This window comes from Pseudomonas sp. S1_G07, assembly GCF_054668565.1.
On sequence record NZ_CP162778.1, the window covers coordinates 961,672 to 977,927 of the forward strand.

20 protein-coding genes are annotated in these 16,256 nt (G+C 61.7%); 9 read left to right on the forward strand and 11 right to left on the reverse strand.

Annotated elements, in window-relative coordinates; genetic code table 11:
* Positions 1–14: 14 nt before the first annotated feature.
* Entirely contained in the window at positions 15–887 is an 873-nt protein-coding gene (gene pdxY, locus AB4O05_RS04485; protein ID WP_460132714.1) for a pyridoxal kinase PdxY, read from the reverse strand.
* A gap of 116 nt (positions 888–1,003) precedes the next feature.
* On the opposite strand from pdxY, the gene AB4O05_RS04490 reads away from it, so the two are divergent.
* Positions 1,004–1,399, forward strand: a complete 396-nt coding sequence (locus tag AB4O05_RS04490) for a DUF3301 domain-containing protein (protein ID WP_460132712.1) — start codon at positions 1,004–1,006, stop codon at positions 1,397–1,399.
* On the opposite strand, the gene AB4O05_RS04495 is transcribed toward AB4O05_RS04490, so the two are convergent.
* The 4 genes from AB4O05_RS04495 to dksA are packed head-to-tail and all read right to left on the reverse strand — an operon-like array spanning position 1,393 to position 4,681.
* A complete protein-coding gene (locus AB4O05_RS04495) occupies positions 1,393–2,355 on the reverse strand; it encodes a CobW family GTP-binding protein (RefSeq protein ID WP_460132711.1) in 963 nt (320 codons plus the stop codon). The genes AB4O05_RS04490 and AB4O05_RS04495 overlap by 7 nt on opposite strands.
* Positions 2,356–2,399: 44 nt before the next feature.
* Entirely contained in the window at positions 2,400–3,044 is a 645-nt protein-coding gene (locus AB4O05_RS04500) for a DUF1826 domain-containing protein (protein WP_460132709.1), read from the reverse strand.
* Positions 3,044–4,249, reverse strand: coding sequence for a zinc metallochaperone GTPase ZigA (gene zigA / locus AB4O05_RS04505; RefSeq protein WP_460132707.1), 1,206 nt, complete (start codon positions 4,247–4,249; stop codon positions 3,044–3,046). The genes AB4O05_RS04500 and zigA overlap by 1 nt, the downstream gene beginning before the upstream one ends.
* 27 nt (positions 4,250–4,276) lie before the next feature.
* Complete coding sequence (gene dksA, locus AB4O05_RS04510; protein WP_460132706.1) at positions 4,277–4,681, reverse strand: RNA polymerase-binding protein DksA; 405 nt, start codon at positions 4,679–4,681, stop codon at positions 4,277–4,279.
* A gap of 127 nt (positions 4,682–4,808) precedes the next feature.
* Here dksA and AB4O05_RS04515 point away from each other — a divergent pair, with 127 nt between their 5' ends.
* Complete coding sequence (locus AB4O05_RS04515; RefSeq protein WP_460132704.1) at positions 4,809–5,177, forward strand: glutamine synthetase; 369 nt, start codon at positions 4,809–4,811, stop codon at positions 5,175–5,177.
* On the opposite strand, the gene AB4O05_RS04520 is transcribed toward AB4O05_RS04515, so the two are convergent.
* The gene (locus AB4O05_RS04520) at positions 5,174–6,385 is read right to left on the reverse strand and encodes an N-acetylmuramoyl-L-alanine amidase (RefSeq protein WP_460132703.1); all 1,212 of its coding nucleotides are present in this window, start codon (positions 6,383–6,385) and stop codon (positions 5,174–5,176) included. The two genes, AB4O05_RS04515 and AB4O05_RS04520, sit on opposite strands and share 4 nt — an antisense overlap.
* 128 nt (positions 6,386–6,513) lie before the next feature.
* Here AB4O05_RS04520 and folE2 point away from each other — a divergent pair, with 128 nt between their 5' ends.
* Genes folE2 through AB4O05_RS04550 form a run of 6 tightly spaced genes read left to right on the forward strand, consistent with a single transcriptional unit; the run spans position 6,514 to position 10,804 of the window.
* Entirely contained in the window at positions 6,514–7,404 is an 891-nt protein-coding gene (folE2, locus tag AB4O05_RS04525; RefSeq protein ID WP_460132701.1) for a GTP cyclohydrolase FolE2, read from the forward strand.
* On the forward strand, positions 7,401–8,069 hold the full coding sequence (locus tag AB4O05_RS04530) for a metal ABC transporter ATP-binding protein (protein WP_460164839.1): 669 nt from the start codon (positions 7,401–7,403) through the stop codon (positions 8,067–8,069). The genes folE2 and AB4O05_RS04530 overlap by 4 nt, the downstream gene beginning before the upstream one ends.
* Positions 8,069–8,935 (forward strand): metal ABC transporter permease, encoded by an 867-nt coding sequence (locus AB4O05_RS04535; RefSeq protein ID WP_460132699.1) that lies wholly within the window; start codon positions 8,069–8,071, stop codon positions 8,933–8,935. Before AB4O05_RS04530 ends, AB4O05_RS04535 begins: the two co-directional genes overlap by 1 nt.
* An 11-nt stretch (positions 8,936–8,946) precedes the next feature.
* Complete coding sequence (locus tag AB4O05_RS04540) at positions 8,947–9,825, forward strand: metal ABC transporter substrate-binding protein (RefSeq protein ID WP_460132698.1); 879 nt, start codon at positions 8,947–8,949, stop codon at positions 9,823–9,825.
* Positions 9,822–10,247 (forward strand): phosphoribosyl-AMP cyclohydrolase, encoded by a 426-nt coding sequence (gene hisI / locus AB4O05_RS04545; protein ID WP_460132697.1) that lies wholly within the window; start codon positions 9,822–9,824, stop codon positions 10,245–10,247. The genes AB4O05_RS04540 and hisI overlap by 4 nt, the downstream gene beginning before the upstream one ends.
* A complete protein-coding gene (locus AB4O05_RS04550) occupies positions 10,244–10,804 on the forward strand; it encodes a gamma carbonic anhydrase family protein (RefSeq protein WP_460132695.1) in 561 nt (186 codons plus the stop codon). The genes hisI and AB4O05_RS04550 overlap by 4 nt, the downstream gene beginning before the upstream one ends.
* Before the next feature lie 89 nt (positions 10,805–10,893).
* On the opposite strand, the gene AB4O05_RS04555 is transcribed toward AB4O05_RS04550, so the two are convergent.
* The gene (locus tag AB4O05_RS04555; RefSeq protein WP_460132694.1) at positions 10,894–11,415 is read right to left on the reverse strand and encodes a DUF3617 domain-containing protein; all 522 of its coding nucleotides are present in this window, start codon (positions 11,413–11,415) and stop codon (positions 10,894–10,896) included.
* 130 nt (positions 11,416–11,545) lie between these two features.
* Here AB4O05_RS04555 and cls point away from each other — a divergent pair, with 130 nt between their 5' ends.
* Positions 11,546–12,985: a cardiolipin synthase gene (cls, locus tag AB4O05_RS04560; RefSeq protein WP_460132692.1), complete on the forward strand. Its 1,440-nt coding sequence runs from the start codon at positions 11,546–11,548 to the stop codon at positions 12,983–12,985.
* 64 nt (positions 12,986–13,049) lie between these two features.
* Here the strand turns inward: cls and cfaB are convergent, their stop codons facing one another.
* From cfaB to bufA2, 4 genes are all read right to left on the reverse strand, one after another.
* Positions 13,050–14,234: a C17 cyclopropane fatty acid synthase CfaB gene (gene cfaB / locus AB4O05_RS04565; RefSeq protein ID WP_460132690.1), complete on the reverse strand. Its 1,185-nt coding sequence runs from the start codon at positions 14,232–14,234 to the stop codon at positions 13,050–13,052.
* An 85-nt stretch (positions 14,235–14,319) separates the two neighbouring features.
* Positions 14,320–15,108, reverse strand: coding sequence for an HvfC/BufC family peptide modification chaperone (locus tag AB4O05_RS04570; RefSeq protein WP_460132689.1), 789 nt, complete (start codon positions 15,106–15,108; stop codon positions 14,320–14,322).
* Positions 15,099–15,944, reverse strand: coding sequence for an MNIO family bufferin maturase (gene bufB, locus AB4O05_RS04575; protein WP_460132688.1), 846 nt, complete (start codon positions 15,942–15,944; stop codon positions 15,099–15,101). The genes AB4O05_RS04570 and bufB overlap by 10 nt, the downstream gene beginning before the upstream one ends.
* Before the next feature lie 59 nt (positions 15,945–16,003).
* Complete coding sequence (gene bufA2, locus AB4O05_RS04580) at positions 16,004–16,255, reverse strand: BufA2 family periplasmic bufferin-type metallophore (protein WP_027608195.1); 252 nt, start codon at positions 16,253–16,255, stop codon at positions 16,004–16,006.
* Position 16,256 lies beyond the last annotated feature (1 nt).

Consider the following 16,256-nt stretch of genomic DNA (forward strand, 5'->3'; position numbering starts at 1 on the left):
TGCGTTGCGCGTGCTTATAGACCGATCGGCGTCGCTTCGAATCGCACACGCGGATGGGCGATGCGGTCCTGAGCCCGCACCAGTTCCAGCTCGTAACTGGCGCAGGCCTGGGTTTCCAACAGCACTTCGTGCACGGCCGCTGCGGTGAACTCAAACGCCGCCAGCAGACTATCGCCCAACAACACCCGCGCCAGGAACAGCCCCGAAGTCAGGTCACCCACGCCCACCGGCTGGCGCGGGAAGGCCAGCAGCGGCCGGCGCAGGTGCCAGCTGCCATCGGCGGTGACCAACAGCATCTCGAAGCCATCCGGCAGCTTGCCAGGGTAATCCAGGTGCTTGACCAGTACGGCCTTCGGCCCGCGCGCCAGCAACGCCTTGGCCATGGCCAGGCAATCGAACAGCGACTGCGGTTTACGCCCGGCAAAACTGTCCAGTTCCAGCTGGTTGGGGCAGAGGAAGTCGGCCATGGCCGCCGCCTCGTCGAGCAGGAAATCGCTGACTTCCTGGGGCACGATACAGCCCTTTTCCGGGTGGCCCATCACGGGGTCGCACAGGTACAGGGCCTTGGGGTTAATGGCCTTGATACGTGCCACGCCGGTGAGGATCGCTCGCCCCTGGTCCGCGCTGCCCAGGTAGCCGGACAGGATGGCGTCGCAATTGCCCAATTCACCAATGGCCGCAATGCCTTCCACCAGTGCCGGAATTTGCTGCGGCGCCAACACTTCGCCCGCCCACTGGCCATACTGGGTGTGGTTGGAGAACTGCACCGTGTTCAGCGGCCAGACGTTCACCCCGATCCGCTGCATGGGGAACACGGCGGCGCTGTTTCCGGCGTGACCAAAGACCACGTGAGACTGGATCGCAAGCAGATGAGGTGTGCGTTTCATGCAGGGGCTTTCCGTAAACCATTGAAATTCTGGCCGAGCAGTATGCGACTAAACGCAGCCTGTACGACAGACCGGCGACACAGTTAAGCTGCTCTCACTTTGTTGGAGTTTTTCGCATGCTGACCCTGGGAAACATCTTCGTGTTAATGCTGCTGGCGACGTGCGCCGCCTGGGTATGGCACAACCACGGCCTGCGCGAGCGGGCGTTGGCACGGGTCAAGCAACATTGCGCCAAGCTTGATATCGAGTTGCTCGACGGCGCGGTGGCCTTGAAGCGCATCGGTTTTGTGAAGGACGCCAATGGCCGCCGGCGCCTGGCGCGCGTCTACAATTTCGAGTTCACCGTCACCGGCGAGACGCGTCACAGTGGCACCATCACCCAATTCGGCGCCCACAGCGCGCAGATCGAACTGGCGCCCTACCCCTTCGAGGCAAAGGCGCCGCTGCCCAGCGCCGAAGTGATCGAGCTGAGCCAATGGCGCCAGGATCACGCGACCAAGACCCGTCAGTAACGACACGCCGTCAGTGCGGTCTGCAAGGTGGCCACATCCTGTGGTGCGCTGAAGATCAACTCAATACGCGAATCGCGACGCCATTCGCTGGGCTGCCAGGCGAGCGGGCTGTTATCCACAGCGTTGGCGCTGAGCCATCCAACACGGCCGTGGATAACCAGCTTGGCGCGGCGCCACTTCAGGTGCTTGAGCCACTGCGCCAGGCGCTCTGGATCGAATGACTGGCTGGGGTGCCAACGCCAGCCAATGCTCCAGCCGCCCTCCTGGGCCTGGCTCAAGCAAATCGGTTGCGTGGGGTCGGTCCAGATAGCCGGCATCTGCGCCAAGCCTTTGGGCACGTCGAAGTTATCCACAGCAGCACCCGCTTTATTAGCCACGCCGGGTAGCAGCGCCAGAGGTAACTGCGCGTGACGGGTCCAATAAAGCGGGCACTCGGGCAATTGCTGCTCGACCCGCTGGCGTTGCGTGGCGTCGAGCGCCTCATCCTTGTTCAATACCAGCAAGCCGGCACTGGCCAGAGCCTGTTGCTGCGCCTGCGGTATGGGTTTGCCCGCCGCCAGCGCCTGCGCATCCAGCACCAGCACGCAGGGCTGCACGGCCAGCACGTTTTGCCACGGCGCTTCGCGCAACTGTTTAAGCAATTGCGCGGGATGGCCCAGGCCTGAAGGCTCGATAAACAGCCGATCCGGCCTGGCCTTACGTAACAGTCGGCCCAGGCCTACCTGGAAAGGAGCACCATTCACGCAGCACAGGCAGCCACCGGCCACTTCGCCCAGGGCAATGCCGTCATCATCCTGAGCCAACAGCGCTGCATCCAGGCCGATCTGGCCAAACTCGTTGATCAACACCGCCCAGCGCTCGTTGGCCGGGCGTTGGGCGAGCAGGTGCTTGATCAGGCTGGTCTTGCCGGCGCCCAACGGCCCGGCAATCACGTGGGTGGGAATGTTCTGCAGCATCAGTGGCTTCGTTCAGACCGTGTAGAGGGTTTGATCCTACGCGGTTATGCCAGCCAATCCAGCGTCAGGATCAAGCGGCGTTCATCCGCTTTCAGGGCGGGCGAGCGATGGATCAGGCCGTGGTTTTCGTTGCCGTGCCATTTGCTGCCCTTGAGCAGCGCCACTTCACCGCACTGGATCTGCTCGATATGCGCCTTGGGTTCGGCATCCGGCTGGCTGAGCTTGCGCCGGTCCATGACCCCTTCACGCAACCACTGGCTGCCGATGCCGGCATAGGTGGTGATCAGCCGCACCGGCACGTGATCGACATGAAAACGCGGGCACATGGCTTTATCCAACAGCCGCAGGCGTACGCCGATACGCTTGGCGCCCAGCAGGCAGGAAAAGGCGCTGACCAGCCACGACACATCGGCGATAAACCCTTCGTAGCCTTCAAGATCACGACAGTTGGACGCCAGACCCTGCAAGTTAGGCTCGGCGTCTTCATTGTTGAGTTCGATGACCATGGAATCGGCCAACGGCTCGTTAAGCGCCACCAGCAAGGCACCGAACTCAGCGATGTGCAGCGGCAGTTGGCGCTGCCACAGCGCCAGATTTACGCCGTCTTCGAGGATTTCGGAGAGTGCCAGCGGGGTTTCACCGCGGGTCTGGCGGATCACCGGGCGCAGGGAAATGACCGGGGCCAGCATCAGGCTACCTGCTCATACCAAGGGCCAAAGGGGTCGGCCAGCAGGCGCCAAGCCTCAATGCCCTGGGCCATTTCTTCATCGGTGAGCAAGCAGGCGTCCAACTCTGCGCGCATGCGCTCAAAGTCGATGTTCTGCCCGATAAACACCAGCTCCTGGCGGCAGTCGCCGGTGCTCAGTTGCCAATTGCTCATGATCGCCGCGACGCTTTCCTCATCCTGGGGCCACTGGCTTTTCGGCACGAAGCGCCACCAGCGCCCGGCAAATCCGTGGCGCATCAGGCCACCGGCCTGGGACCAACTGCCCGCATCCTGGTGCTTGCTGGCCAGCCAGAAAAAGCCCTTGGAGCGCAGCAATTTACCGTTCACCCAAGGGCGGTCGATAAAGTCGAAGAAGCGCTGCGGATGGAATGGCCGGCGCGCGCGATAAGCGGTAGAGGCAATGCCGTACTCTTCGGTTTCCGGTACATGTTCACCGCGCATTTCCTGCAACCAGCCTGGCGCTTGTGCGGCGCGCTCGAAGTCGAAACGGCCGGTGTTGAGGATCTTGTCCAGCGGCACTTCGCCCATGACCATGGGGATGATTTCCGCCTGGGCGTTGAGGCGCTCAAGGATAGCCATCAGTTCATCGCGCTCAGGGCGACTGATCAGGTCGATCTTGCTGATCAGGATCACGTCGGCGAATTCGATCTGCTCGATCAACAGGTCGGTGATGGAACGCTCATCCTCTTCTCCGAGGGTTTCACCCCGTGAAGCCAGGCTTTCGGCGGCCTGGTAATCGAGCAGGAAGTTCATGCCGTCGACCACGGTGACCATGGTGTCCAGCCGGGCGATATCGGCCAGGCTTTGTTCGTTTTCATCGCGGAAGGTGAAGGTCTCGGCCACCGGCAGGGGTTCGGAGATACCGGTGGACTCGATGAGCAGGTAATCGAAGCGACCTTCCTTGGCGAGTTTTCCGACCTCTTCGAGCAGGTCTTCACGCAAGGTGCAGCAGATGCAACCGTTGCTCATCTCCACCAGTTTTTCTTCTGAGCGATTGAGCGTGACGTCGCGCTGCACCTCGCTGCCATCGATGTTGATTTCACTCATGTCATTGACGATCACCGCCACGCGCAGGTTCTCGCGGTTGCGCAGGACGTAGTTGAGCAGCGTGCTTTTACCCGCGCCGAGAAAGCCGGACAACACGGTAACGGGGAGACGATTGGGCATCAGGTGGTCCTCATCAGGGGTGGCCGGTCAAATCGCCCGTTTATGGCGTTCGCGCAGCTCTTCACGTTCTTTGGCTTCGATACACAGGGTGGCAGTGGGGCGCAGCAGCAGGCGTTGCAAGCCAATAGGCTCGCCGGTTTCACGGCACCAGCCGTATTCGCCGCGGGCCAGCAGCTCCAAGGCGTCGTCGATCTTGTCCAACAGCTTCTTTTCCCGCTCCAGCAGACGCAGCTGCCATTGGCGCTGTTCTTCGGCGCTGCCCACATCGGCTGGGTCGCTGTTGGGTTCCTGCTCGCGCAGCACCAGGAACTCGCCCTCGATACGCGCTTGCAGCTCAGCGCGCTGGGTTAGCAGTAACGCGCGAAAGAAGCCTTGCTGGGCGTCGTTCATGTAGTCAGCAGGCGGTTGGGCCAGGAGATCTTGTTCGGTCATGGGCAGCGGTTCACGGGTCAGGCGGTGTATTAATGTTATAGTATAACAACACAAATAAGCCAATCCCTCCTTGCTCCTTACGACGAAGGGCGCAATGCTTGAACGCTTCCCAGCCCCGAGAAACCCTATGAAACGCCTGTTGTGCGCCCTGTTACTGGCAACAGCCGGGCCTGCCTGCGCCCAAGCGCCGAGTCTGCTGGCCAACTGCACGCGCAGCGCCAACCTGTTGGCCTGCGTGGACCCTCAAGGCAATGCCTACAGCGTGGCGACCGTCGGCAGCACCACGTATTTGAGAGGTTTCGAGGTGATCGGCAAACGCTACTGGGCGCAGACCAACAGCCGCTATGGGCAACTGACGTTCTTTACCGGGTTGGCATCGGACGGGGAGGCATGGGTCGGCTATACACGGCGGGTGGGCTGGACCACGATCAACCGGTTTTCCAGTTCCGGCGGCGCCAGCGCCAAGTTCACCTGCAGCCGCATCACCGGCTGTTAAGCCTGGCCGTTCTTCCTTTCCTGAACCCAGGCCATATAGCTGTTCATCGGCGGGTTCTTCTGGAAGTATTTTTTCAGGCCTTCGAACAAGCCATCCGCCACGGCCTGTTGGTGACGTGCGGTGACCAGCCGCTGGGCATCCTGGGCATTGGAGATAAAACCGGTTTCCACCAGGATCGACGGCACATCCGGTGACTTGAGCACCGCGAATCCGGCCTGCTCCACGCGCTTCTGATGCAGGCTGGTGATGTTTTGCAGGCTACCCAACACCGAGCTGCCCAGTTGCAGGCTGGAAGCGATGGTGGCGTTCATTGACATGTCGAGAATCACCCCGGCCAGCATCGGATCCTTGTCCTTGAGGTTGAGCAAGGTGGTGGCGCCCAGTAAATCGGCACCGTTTTCGCGCTGGGCCATGAAGCGCGCCGTGGCGGACGTCGCGCCACCTTCAGACAATGCATACACCGAGGCCCCCGAGGCCGTGAGGCGTGGCGCGGCATCGGCGTGCACCGAGATAAACATATCGGCTTTGTGCTGACGAGCGATGTCCACGCGCTTGCGCAGCGGCACGAAGAAGTCGTCGTTGCGCACCAGCTTCACGTCAAACCCTTTCTCGCGCTTGAGGCGCCTGGCCAGCAACTGGGCGATCGACAGCACCACGTCTTTTTCACGCTGGCCTTTGGAACCGATGGCGCCTGGGTCCTTGCCGCCATGACCGGGGTCGACCACCACGATGATGTCGCGCTTGGGGTGTGCCTTATCGATCGGCGCCACCAAGGGCGTGGGCTCGGCGGCGATTTGCCGAGGTGCGTGGGTGGCGCTCGTGAGGTCGAGCACCAGGCGATGCCCCTGGCCTTCCTGAGGTGGCAATAGAAAGCTGTTGAGCTGCATCGGTGCAACCAGGTCCAACACGATCCGCGTATCGGCCTTGCCGAAGTGCCCGGAGCGAATCGAGGTGATCCCGCTGTTCTTCAACACCAGTTGAGAAAAATCACCGCTGAGGCCCGCGCCGCTCAGGTCGATGATCAAGCGGTCTGGCGCGGTCAGGGAGAAGGTCTTGTATTGCACCGGGCCGCTGAGGTCGAACACCAGCCGCAGCTTGTCTTCCGAGCGCCACAGGCGGGCGTTGCGAATCTGCGTGGCACTCGCCCCGAACGACAAGGTGAACAGCGGGCTGACCAGGAGCAGGTTGAGGAGCTGACGTCTGTGCATGACTGATACCGCAAATGAAGGAGCGTCCCTGCTCGACATGACTGAACAAAGGCTGGAGCAGAAAATTCATCGTCGATCTTACTGTTATACTATAACATGTCGAAATATTTCCAACGATGGACCTGCTTATGAATGCGCTGACTCTGCCGGATATCGCCGCGCAGGCTTCACGCCAAGCCTTGCCTCTCGACTGGGTGGGCATGTGCGGCATCGCTCTTCCCATCCTGCTTAACGAACAGCGCCTGACCGCCACCGCCGATGCAGGCGTCAGCCTGGACGACGGCACGGCCCGTGGCATTCATATGTCACGCCTGTACCTGGCCTTGGAGATGCTGGAGCAGCAGCCCCTCACGCCCGCACTTCTTCGCAATGTACTGCAGCGCTTTCTCGACAGTCATGAAGATTTATCTAAGAACGCCTATCTGTGTATTCACACCGATTTACTGCTCAAACGCCCGGCGCTGGTCAGCCCGTTGTCCGGTTGGAAACGCTACCCGATCAGCATCGAAGCGCATCTGAAAAGCCAGATGTTCCACGTGGAACTAAAAATTGACGTTACTTATTCCTCAACGTGCCCCTGCTCAGCCGCCCTCGCCAGGCAATTGATTCAGCAGCAATTTCTCGAAGACTTCGGCAACACGCCGTTGCAGCATGAAGACGTGCTGGCCTGGCTCGGCAGTGCCAACGGCGTGGTTGCCACCCCACACAGCCAGCGCAGCAGCGCGCAATTACACATCCAGCTGCAAGGTGACCAACTGCCGCTGGCCGAGCTGATCGACAACGCCGAAGCCGCCCTCGGTACCGCCGTGCAAACGGCGGTGAAACGTGCGGACGAACAAGCCTTCGCGCTGGCCAACGGGCAGAACCTGATGTTCTGCGAAGACGCCGCCCGCCGCCTGAACCTCGCCTTGAAACGCTTGGATGCCGTCAAAGCCTTCCACCTCAAAGTGATCCACGCCGAAAGCCTGCACGCGCACGATGCCGTGGCTGAAAGCCGCTGGACGAGACACTCTGCATGATCACCTGCACCGAATTGCGCTGGGGTACCCCCGGGCAACCCCTGACCCCCGCCGTGGATCTCTCCCTGGAAAAAGGCAGCCTCACCGGTGTGATCGGCCCCAATGGCTGCGGCAAAAGCAGCTTGCTCAAGGTCATCGCCGGCCTGCAAAGGCCGCTGGCCGGCAAAGTTGCCGTGGATGTACCACGGCGCGGCGGCCTGGCGTTTCTGCCCCAGCAGCAACACCTCGACCGCCAATTCCCCATCAGCCTGCAAGAACTGGTCGCCGCCGGTTTCTGGGGCACTCGACTTAGCCCGCACCAGCGCAGCCAACGCTTGCAAGCGGTGCTGGACGAATGGTGCCTCGGTGGTCTGGAGCACCGCCCATTGATAGCCTTGTCCGGCGGTCAATTGCAGCGCGCCCTGCTCGCCCGCATGAGCCTGGCCGACTCCCCGGTGTTGCTGCTCGACGAACCCCACGCCGCCCTCGACGAAGATGGCCAGGCGCTGTGCTGGAAACATATCCACGCCTGGCACGCCGAAGGCCGCACGCTGGTTATCGTTTGCCACGACTTGGCGTCAGTGCGTCAACACACCCGGCAAGTGCTGCACATCAAAAGCACGGGCTGCGTGTTCGGCCCCAGCAAAGACCTGATCCGCCCGCAGCCCCAGATGCAGGTGGCCTGATGCACTTCGCCGCCCACCTGTGGATGCCTTTCCTCGACTTCGTCTTTATGCGCCGCGCCCTGATCGGCGGCCTGGTACTCGCGTGCAGCACTGCGCCGCTGGGCGTATTCCTGATCCTGCGGCGTATGAGCCTGATCGGTGACGCCGTGGCCCACGGCATCCTGCCCGGTGCCGCCCTGGGCTTCTGGTTCGCCGGGCTCAGCCTGCCGGCGCTGACGATCGGCGGCCTCGGCGCCGGCCTGGGCATGGCGGGTTTGTCGGCGTGGATTACCCGTCGCACAGGCCTGCGCGAAGACGCCAGCCTGGCCGCCATCTACCCCATCTCCCTCGCCGCCGGCGTGCTGATCCTCGGCATCGCCGGCAAACGCCTGGACCTGTTGCACCTGCTGTTCGGCTCGGCCCTGGCCGTGGACGAAACCACCCTCACCGGCATGCTCTGGGTCTCGGGGTTCAGCCTGATCGCCCTGCTGCTGATCTACAAACCGCTGCTGCTGGACACCCTCGACCCACTGTTCCTGCAAACCGTCAGCCGCCTGGGGCCGCTGGCCCACGGGCTGTTTCTGACCCTGGTGGTGCTGAACCTGGTGATCGGTTTCCAAGCCATCGGCGCGCTGATGGTGGTGGGCTTGATGATGCTGCCGGCCATCGCCTCACGGTTCTGGAGCCGGCGCCTGCCGGTGTTGATTGCTGTATCGGCAGTGCTGGGATGCCTGTCGGTGTGGCTGGGCTTGTTGCTGTCGTTCTACTACTCGCTGCCCAGTGGGCCGGCGATTGTGCTGGTAGCCGGCGCTGGCTACCTGCTGTCCGTGGTCTTCGGTCCGGTGCACGGCTTACTGCGCCGCCCGCCCTTGCTTACATCCCAATGAGGTATTTATCGATGCGCGCTCTACTCGTGCTGTTCAGCCTGTTGCTACCGTTGTCGATGGCCCAGGCCGCCGACAAACTCCAGGTGGTGACCAGCTTCAGTATTCTCGATGACATCACCCACCAGATCGGTGGCGATCACATCCAGATCAGCAACATGGTCGGCCCGGACGCCGACGCCCATACCTACGAGCCCACGCCGGACGACGCCAAGGCGCTGCTCAAGGCCAAGCTCATTATCAAGAACGGACTCGGCTTCGAGCCTTGGCTGGATCGCCTGGTGGCCAGCACCGAAACCAAGGCCACGGTGGTGACCGCCAGTAAAGGCGTGATCTCCCATACCATGGAGGAAGACGGCGAAACCATTCCCGATCCGCACGCCTGGCACAACCTGGCAAACGCCGAAATCTATGTGAACAACATCACCAAGGCGTTGGTAGCGGCCGACCCGGCCAACAAAGCCGACTACCAGCGCAACAGCCAAACCTACCTGAAAGAAATCTACCGCCTGCTGGCCGAAGCCAAGGCCAAGTTTGGCGCCCTGCCACCGGGTAATCGCCGCATCGTGACCTCCCATGACGCCTTCGGTTACCTGGGCCAGGCCTATGGCATTCAGTTCCTGGCGCCGCAGGGTTTGTCCACCGAACGTGAGCCATCGGCTGCCGAAGTCGCTGCGCTGATCACCCAGATCCGCAAAGACAAGGTCAAGGCCGTGTTCATGGAAAATATCAAGGACTCGCGCCTGCTCAAGCAGATCGCTGACGAAAGCGGCGCACAGATCGGTGGCACGTTGTACTCCGACGCCCTCGCTGCCGAAGGCCCGGCCAGCACGTTTACCGGGCTGTTCGAATACAACCTCAACACCCTGTGCGCCGCTCTGAGCAAGCCATGAGCCTGAGCATGCTCGACCTGGAAGGGGCTGCCATTGGCAGCCGCTTTCCACTCGATGCCGTGCTGAACGCCCTGCCTTGGAACAGCGATGGCCTGATCGCGGCCATCGCCCAGCAACACGGCAGCGGTGAAGTGCTGATGCTGGCCTGGATGAACCGCCAGGCCCTCAGCGAAACCCTGGCCAGCGGGCATGTCTGTTACTGGTCGCGCTCGCGGCGGCAGCTGTGGCGCAAAGGCGAAACCTCCGGCCACTGGCAACAGTTGGTCGAGGCGCGGTTGGATTGCGACGGCGATGCGGTGCTGCTGACCGTCGACCAGCGAGGCCCGGCCTGCCACACCGGGCGGCCGACCTGTTTCTACAACGCCATCGACGGCGACCACGTTCGCGTCATCAGCGCGCCTCTCAAGGAAACTCCAGCATGATCCGCAAGAACCCTTCCGGCGATCTGCCGGTAATTGCCGAATCGGCCTACGTCGACAAGACCGCCATTATTTGCGGCAAGGTCATCATCGGCGAGAACGTCTTCGTCGGCCCCTACGCCGTCATCCGTGCCGACGAAATCGATGCCAGCGGCGCCATGGACCCGATCACCATCGGCGCCAACTCCAATATCCAGGACGGCGTGGTTATCCACTCCAAATCCGGCGCGGCCGTCACCATCGGCGAGTTCACCTCCATCGCCCACCGCTCCATCGTGCATGGTCCCTGCACGGTCGGCGACCGCGTCTTCATCGGCTTCAACAGCGTGCTGTTCAACTGCGTCGTGGGCAACGGCTGTGTGGTTCGCCACAACTCGGTGGTCGACGGGCGCGACTTGCCCGACGCGTTCTACGTGCCCTCCACCACCCGAATCGGGCCCAACACCGACTTGTCGCAATACCCGCCGGTGAGCGTCAGCGCCTCGGAGTTTTCCGAAGACGTGGCGCGTACCAACGTTGACCTGGTGCGCGGCTACAAAGCCCTGCAAAACGAGTTCTGAGCCATCAGTCGCCTGCTGGTCCGTAACACCCTGGTCAACGAAGGCCAGGTGGTCGATAGCTACCAGGGTGCACCGTTGCTTTTTGAACGTCAGGCGCGGGGCTTGACCGTACCGCACTCGTTGCCCAGCCACTGGGCATGGGTGTCCAGGCTGCCCTTCTGCTGGATACCGGTGGCGTTGAAAGTACCGTTGACGGTGGTGGTGAATGCCTTCTGGCTCTGGAAGGTCGCCACGCCAGTGCCCTGGGCTTTCGGGCAACTGAAGCGGAATTTCCACTGGTTGCCGGTCTTGTCGGTCACCTCCTGCCTGCAACCCGACTGCGGGTCGGTCAGGGGGATTGAATCCGAGGCAACCTGAGCGGGTGTGAGGCACACCTGCACGCCTTTACCGGCCATGGTGATGCCCTGTTTTTCGAGCATGGCGCGCTGTTCGGGGGTCATCTGTTGCTTGAGCTGACCGAGGATCAGCGACAGATCCGGCAGGTCCTGGTTATCGACTTTCATATTGCTGGTGGTCAGCTCCCACAAGCCCGGCGCCAGCATCTGCGCCTGCGCCGCCACGGGCAACGCCAAACCAACCACCATGGCCAAACCTAGCAGACGAGCATTCATTGGGTAACTCCTGGGTAATTGTGGGCGTTAGACGCCGCAAAAGTGCCAGTGTTGCACGGCAAATAAAATAGCGACATTCACCGCCAGACATGGTCTGTTAAGCACTGGATCGCCTGGAGTAATGTCGTCCATGGATTTCTTTGGCCCGCACCTGCTCGCCTACTTCATCGCCACGCTGCACTTTCTCGGGACCCTCGCCGCGATCCATGCGGTGCTGACCGTCAGAACCGCCCAAGGCTCGATCGCCTGGGCCTTGTCGCTGATGTTCATGCCCTACCTCACGCTGATTCCCTACCTGATCTTCGGCCGCAGTACGTTCGATGCGTATATCCAGGCCCGTCGCCAGGCCAACCAGGAAATGCACACCGCCATCACCGAGCTGAACTGGCGCCCCTGGGTCGAGGAGGCCCTGGCCGCCCGCAACTCCAGCGCCTACGCCTCACTGCGTGCGATGCCCAAGTTGGGCCGCATGCCATGCCTGGCCAACAACCAAGTGCGCCTGCTGGTCAATGGCGAAGCCACCTTCAGCGCGATCTTCGATGCCATCCGCAGCGCCAATACCGCCGTGCTGTTCCAGTTCTTCATCATTCATGACGATGAACTCGGCCGCCAGTTGCATGCCCTGCTCAAGCAAAAAGCCGCCGAAGGCGTGGCTGTTCACGTGCTTTACGACCGCATCGGCAGCCACGCCCTGCCCCATCGCTATGTGCAATCGCTGCGTGACGCCGGGGTCAAGGTCAAGGCCTTCGCCACCCGCAGCGGTTGGCTGAACCGCTTCCAGGTCAACTTCCGCAACCACCGCAAGATCGTGGTGGTGGACGGCATCACCGGGTTTGTCGGCGGGCACAATGTGGGAGACGAATACCTGGGCAAAAAACCACCGCTGGCGCCATGGCGCGATACGCACGTACAGGTCACGGGCCCGGTGGTGGCGTGCCTGCAGGAGTCGTTTGCCGAAGACTGGTTCTGGGCCGCGCGCGAACTGCCGCCGCTGATCCTGCCGGACGCTTACCCCGAAGATGGTGTGCTCTGCCAGTTGCTCGCCAGCGGCCCGGCCGACCCTTATGAAACCTGCTCGCTGTTTTTCGTCGAGGCCATTCACGCGGCGACTGAACGCGTGTGGATCACCAGCCCGTATTTCATCCCCGATGAAGCGGTGTTCGCCGCCTTGCGCCTGGCGGTGCTGCGCGGGGTCGACGTGCGCCTGCTGCTGCCGTCGCGGCCCGACCACCGCATTGTGTATGCCGCCTCCAGCCTCTACGCGATCGAAGCCGTGCGCGCCGGGGTGCGGGTGTTCCGCTACACGCCGGGGTTCCTGCATCAGAAAGTGGTGTTGGTGGACGATGAAATCAGCGCCATTGGCAGTGCGAACATGGACAACCGTTCATTCAGGCTGAATTTCGAGGTGATGCTGCTGACCGTCGATGAAGCCTTTGCCAAGGAGGTCGAGCATATGCTGCTGGACGACTTCGCCCTGGCCCATGAAGTCAGCCAGGAAGAAAGCCGCGAGACCCGTCGCCTACGACAATTGGGCATGAGGGTGGCACGCTTGATCTCACCGATTCTTTAACAATATGGGAGGGGGCTTTTGCTCCCTCCCATATTTGGATCTCCAACTGTCTTCAAACATCAGTTCAGCGGTAAATATCCTCCCGCGTCCACGGCAGTTCATGGCTGCCATCGGCATGGGGCTTGACCGCCAGGATCTGATGCAGGTTGATCCAGCCCCGCGCAAACGCATACGCGCAGCCGGCCAGGTAAAGCCGCCAAATACGCAGTACCTGCTCCGGCACTTGCTTCGCCGCCGCTTCCAGGTTGTCTTCCAGGCGTTCGCTCCAATGGTCCAAGGTGCGCGCGTAATGCAGGCGCAGGCTTTCCACATCGACCACTTCCAGCCCTACTTCGCTGATCTCGGCGGTCATCATCGCCAGGTGCGGCAGCTCGCCGTTGGGGAACACGTAGCGCTCGATAAACTCGCCGGCGCCACGGCCCACCGGGCGACCGTCGGTATGTCTGGCGGTAATGCCATGGTTCATCACCAGGCCGCCTTCGCGCACCGCGCCAAACAGCGTCTGGCAGTATTGCGCCAGGTTGGCGTGGCCGACGTGTTCGAACATGCCCACGCTCACCACTTTGTCGAAGCGGCCGTCCTGGGGCAGGTCGCGGTAGTCGAGCAGTTGCAGGTCAACCTGGTCTTCCAGGCCTTCGGCTTTCACCCGTTCGCGGGCCAGCGCCAACTGCTCTTTACTCAGGGTGATGCCAAATACCTTCGCCCCGAATTCCCGCGCCGCGTAACGCGCCAGCCCGCCCCAACCACAGCCGACGTCGAGCAAATAGTCCCCCGGCTGCAAACGCAACTTGCGGCACAGGTGGCGAAATTTGTCTTGTTGGGCCTGGTCGATCGATTCGCTGCCGGTTTCGAAATAACCGCAGGAGTACGCCATGTCCTGGTCCAGCCACAGCTGGTAGAACTCGTTGGACAGGTCGTAGTGGTAGGAAATCGCCGCTGCGTCAGTGGCCTTGTCGTGGATCGAACGCACCGGACGACTGCCCTCGTCGTCCTCGACCAGGGCATGACTCAACTCATCACATACCCGGATCACTTCGGTGATGGAGCCTTCCAGCTCCAGTTTGCCCTCGACGAAGGCTTCGCCCAGTGTATCGAGCGTGGGATGGGTCAGTTGCGAGACGACCGTGGGGTCCTTCACCACGATGGTCACACTGGGCTCGGGGCCCAAGTTGAATTCATGGCCGTCCCAGAGTCGAAGACGCAGCGGTAGCTGAAGATTCTGTAAGGCCGGTGGAAGTTGCGCGAGCATGAGTAGTCCCCCCTTGTTTCAGACGTCTGCTGTGAGGGTAGACCATCCAAGACAAAGTAGGAGGCTATCGATTAATAGCCCGCTTCTATGGGCCTCGGCGCTGGAGCAAGCCCTCCTGGACCCACTGTTTCAGCCACGTAACAGCCTGCAGCGGGGCACCCTCAGCATAAGTGACTGCCAGTTGTTCGCACAGTTCTGCAAAGGTCCAACCGGTCGTCGCCATGCCGGCCAGGGCGCAGGCCTCGGCGGCTTCCAGGCTACGGTAGTGGCACACATGCTGCTGACGCCATACCAGGCAAATCTGCGCAACATCCAAGGCGTGGCTATCGGGAAACGCTGACGATTGCTTGCTCGCACGCCAGATCGCCAGCGTGTTGAAGCGGCACAATAACGTCTGCACCACAGGTGTCAGCTCGACCTGCAAGCACGGCCAATCCTCGGGCGGCAACAGCGCCATCTCATCCAGGCCCAACGGCTGCCCCTGCGGCGCGTCGAACGCCAGGGTAAAGGCCCACTCCAACCGCGCCAGCTCCGCCAGCGGCGCGCTTTGTTCCGCCGTCAGGTGTTCAACGATAAACGCCGCAAACCGTTCGCCCAGCCAGCGCAGGCTGTAATGAGCCGACGGATAGCAGCGCACATAGGCGTCGGCCAGTGCCGCAAACTCCTCATCCCCCAGCCAATACAGGATGGCAGCGAAGTCATGGCGCAGCACTTCCTGCAACCTTGCCCGGTAGGCGTTGTGGTAAATCGCCAGGCCCGTGTCCACATCCAGCGTCGGTCCGCCCAGCAAGGTGGCGGCAAGCCCACTGTCGGCGTCAGGCGTATCGGCTAACAGGTGCTGTTCAAAAGCCAATTGCCAGTCGATCAGGCGCATAGTGCCCTCCTGCCCAAAGCACTGGCGCCCAGTTCACGGGCTTTGTCCAATTCGGCGAGCAGCTCTTCGAACGGTGGAAAATGATCATCGCGCTCCAACAGCGTCGAAACCGCCCCCACGTGCTCCAGAGTCTGTTGATACAAGGCCCACACCGGATCACACACCGGATGGTCATGGGTATCGACCACGTAGTCGCCGTAGTCCATATGCCCCGCCAAGTGCAGTTGGCGGATGCTTGCCGGCGGCAGGTTGTGAATAAAGGTCCAGGCATCGAAGCCATGGTTGCGCGAGCTGACATACACATTGTTCACGTCCAGCAACAACTGGCAGCCGGTGAGGTGGGCCAAGGCATTGAGAAATTCCCACTCGGTAAATTCATCCGCCTTGGCGCGCACATAGCTGGAAACGTTTTCCAGCACCAGCGGGCGCTGCAACATGTCCTGCACCTGAAGAACGCGGCTCGCCACGTAGTAGAGGCTCTCTTCGGTGTACGGCAGCGGCAGCAGGTCATGCAATTGGTGCGCGCTGCCACGGCTCCAGCACAGGTGATCGGAAATCCATGCCGGCTGGATACGCGCAGCGAGCTGTTGAATCTGTTTCAGGTAGTTCATATCGAGGGCATGCGGCCCACCGATGGACAGGGACACCCCGTGCATTACCAGGGGATAGCGCTCGGCTATCGCGTCCAGGAAGTACAGGGCTTTACCGCCCTGCACCAGATAGTTCTCGGAGATCACTTCGAACCAATCCACGGCCGGCGATTGTTCAAGGATCTGCTGGTAGTACTCGCTGCGTAGACCCAGCCCGTAACCCAGGCTTGGAAGGGAAGCGGACATGACTCACTCCTGGGCAAGTGCCCGCAGCGGGGGCACCGCTGCGGGTACACGCGTTGCCGTTATTCGCCGACTTTGCCGCCAGCCGCGTCGCAGGCAGCCTTGGTCATGGCCTTGAAGCCGTGGCCCTTGCAGACCGCCTGGCCTTTGCAGGCATTTTCGGCGGTCTTGCAGTCGTTCATGCCTTTGCAGGAGGTCACGCCGTAGCAGTGCACTTGGGCGTCTGCAGCTTGTACCTGGGTGGCAACACCGGCAAACATCGTAGCGGCGGCCATTGCGAGGGCGGCACCAGCAGCGGCGGATTTAATCTTCATT

Excerpts from the sequence above, each read along its gene's own strand:
- AB4O05_RS04495 (WP_460132711.1), bottom strand. The coding sequence starts at position 2,355 with ATGCTGCAGAACATTCCCACCCACGTGATTGCCGGGCCGTTGGGCGCC.
- cfaB (WP_460132690.1), bottom strand. The coding sequence starts at position 14,234 with ATGCTCGCGCAACTTCCACCGGCCTTACAGAATCTTCAGCTACCGCTG.
- pdxY (WP_460132714.1), bottom strand. The coding sequence starts at position 887 with ATGAAACGCACACCTCATCTGCTTGCGATCCAGTCTCACGTGGTCTTT.
- cls (WP_460132692.1), top strand. The coding sequence starts at position 11,546 with ATGGATTTCTTTGGCCCGCACCTGCTCGCCTACTTCATCGCCACGCTG.
- zigA (WP_460132707.1), bottom strand. The coding sequence starts at position 4,249 with ATGCCCAATCGTCTCCCCGTTACCGTGTTGTCCGGCTTTCTCGGCGCG.
- AB4O05_RS04515 (WP_460132704.1), top strand. The coding sequence starts at position 4,809 with ATGAAACGCCTGTTGTGCGCCCTGTTACTGGCAACAGCCGGGCCTGCC.
- AB4O05_RS04555 (WP_460132694.1), bottom strand. The coding sequence starts at position 11,415 with ATGAATGCTCGTCTGCTAGGTTTGGCCATGGTGGTTGGTTTGGCGTTG.
- AB4O05_RS04530 (WP_460164839.1), top strand. The coding sequence starts at position 7,401 with ATGATCACCTGCACCGAATTGCGCTGGGGTACCCCCGGGCAACCCCTG.
- AB4O05_RS04500 (WP_460132709.1), bottom strand. The coding sequence starts at position 3,044 with ATGCTGGCCCCGGTCATTTCCCTGCGCCCGGTGATCCGCCAGACCCGC.
- dksA (WP_460132706.1), bottom strand. The coding sequence starts at position 4,681 with ATGACCGAACAAGATCTCCTGGCCCAACCGCCTGCTGACTACATGAAC.
- AB4O05_RS04540 (WP_460132698.1), top strand. The coding sequence starts at position 8,947 with ATGCGCGCTCTACTCGTGCTGTTCAGCCTGTTGCTACCGTTGTCGATG.
- AB4O05_RS04550 (WP_460132695.1), top strand. The coding sequence starts at position 10,244 with ATGATCCGCAAGAACCCTTCCGGCGATCTGCCGGTAATTGCCGAATCG.
- AB4O05_RS04490 (WP_460132712.1), top strand. The coding sequence starts at position 1,004 with ATGCTGACCCTGGGAAACATCTTCGTGTTAATGCTGCTGGCGACGTGC.
- AB4O05_RS04520 (WP_460132703.1), bottom strand. The coding sequence starts at position 6,385 with ATGCACAGACGTCAGCTCCTCAACCTGCTCCTGGTCAGCCCGCTGTTC.
- bufB (WP_460132688.1), bottom strand. The coding sequence starts at position 15,944 with ATGTCCGCTTCCCTTCCAAGCCTGGGTTACGGGCTGGGTCTACGCAGC.
- AB4O05_RS04570 (WP_460132689.1), bottom strand. The coding sequence starts at position 15,108 with ATGCGCCTGATCGACTGGCAATTGGCTTTTGAACAGCACCTGTTAGCC.
- AB4O05_RS04535 (WP_460132699.1), top strand. The coding sequence starts at position 8,069 with ATGCACTTCGCCGCCCACCTGTGGATGCCTTTCCTCGACTTCGTCTTT.
- bufA2 (WP_027608195.1), bottom strand. The coding sequence starts at position 16,255 with ATGAAGATTAAATCCGCCGCTGCTGGTGCCGCCCTCGCAATGGCCGCC.
- folE2 (WP_460132701.1), top strand. The coding sequence starts at position 6,514 with ATGAATGCGCTGACTCTGCCGGATATCGCCGCGCAGGCTTCACGCCAA.
- hisI (WP_460132697.1), top strand. The coding sequence starts at position 9,822 with ATGAGCCTGAGCATGCTCGACCTGGAAGGGGCTGCCATTGGCAGCCGC.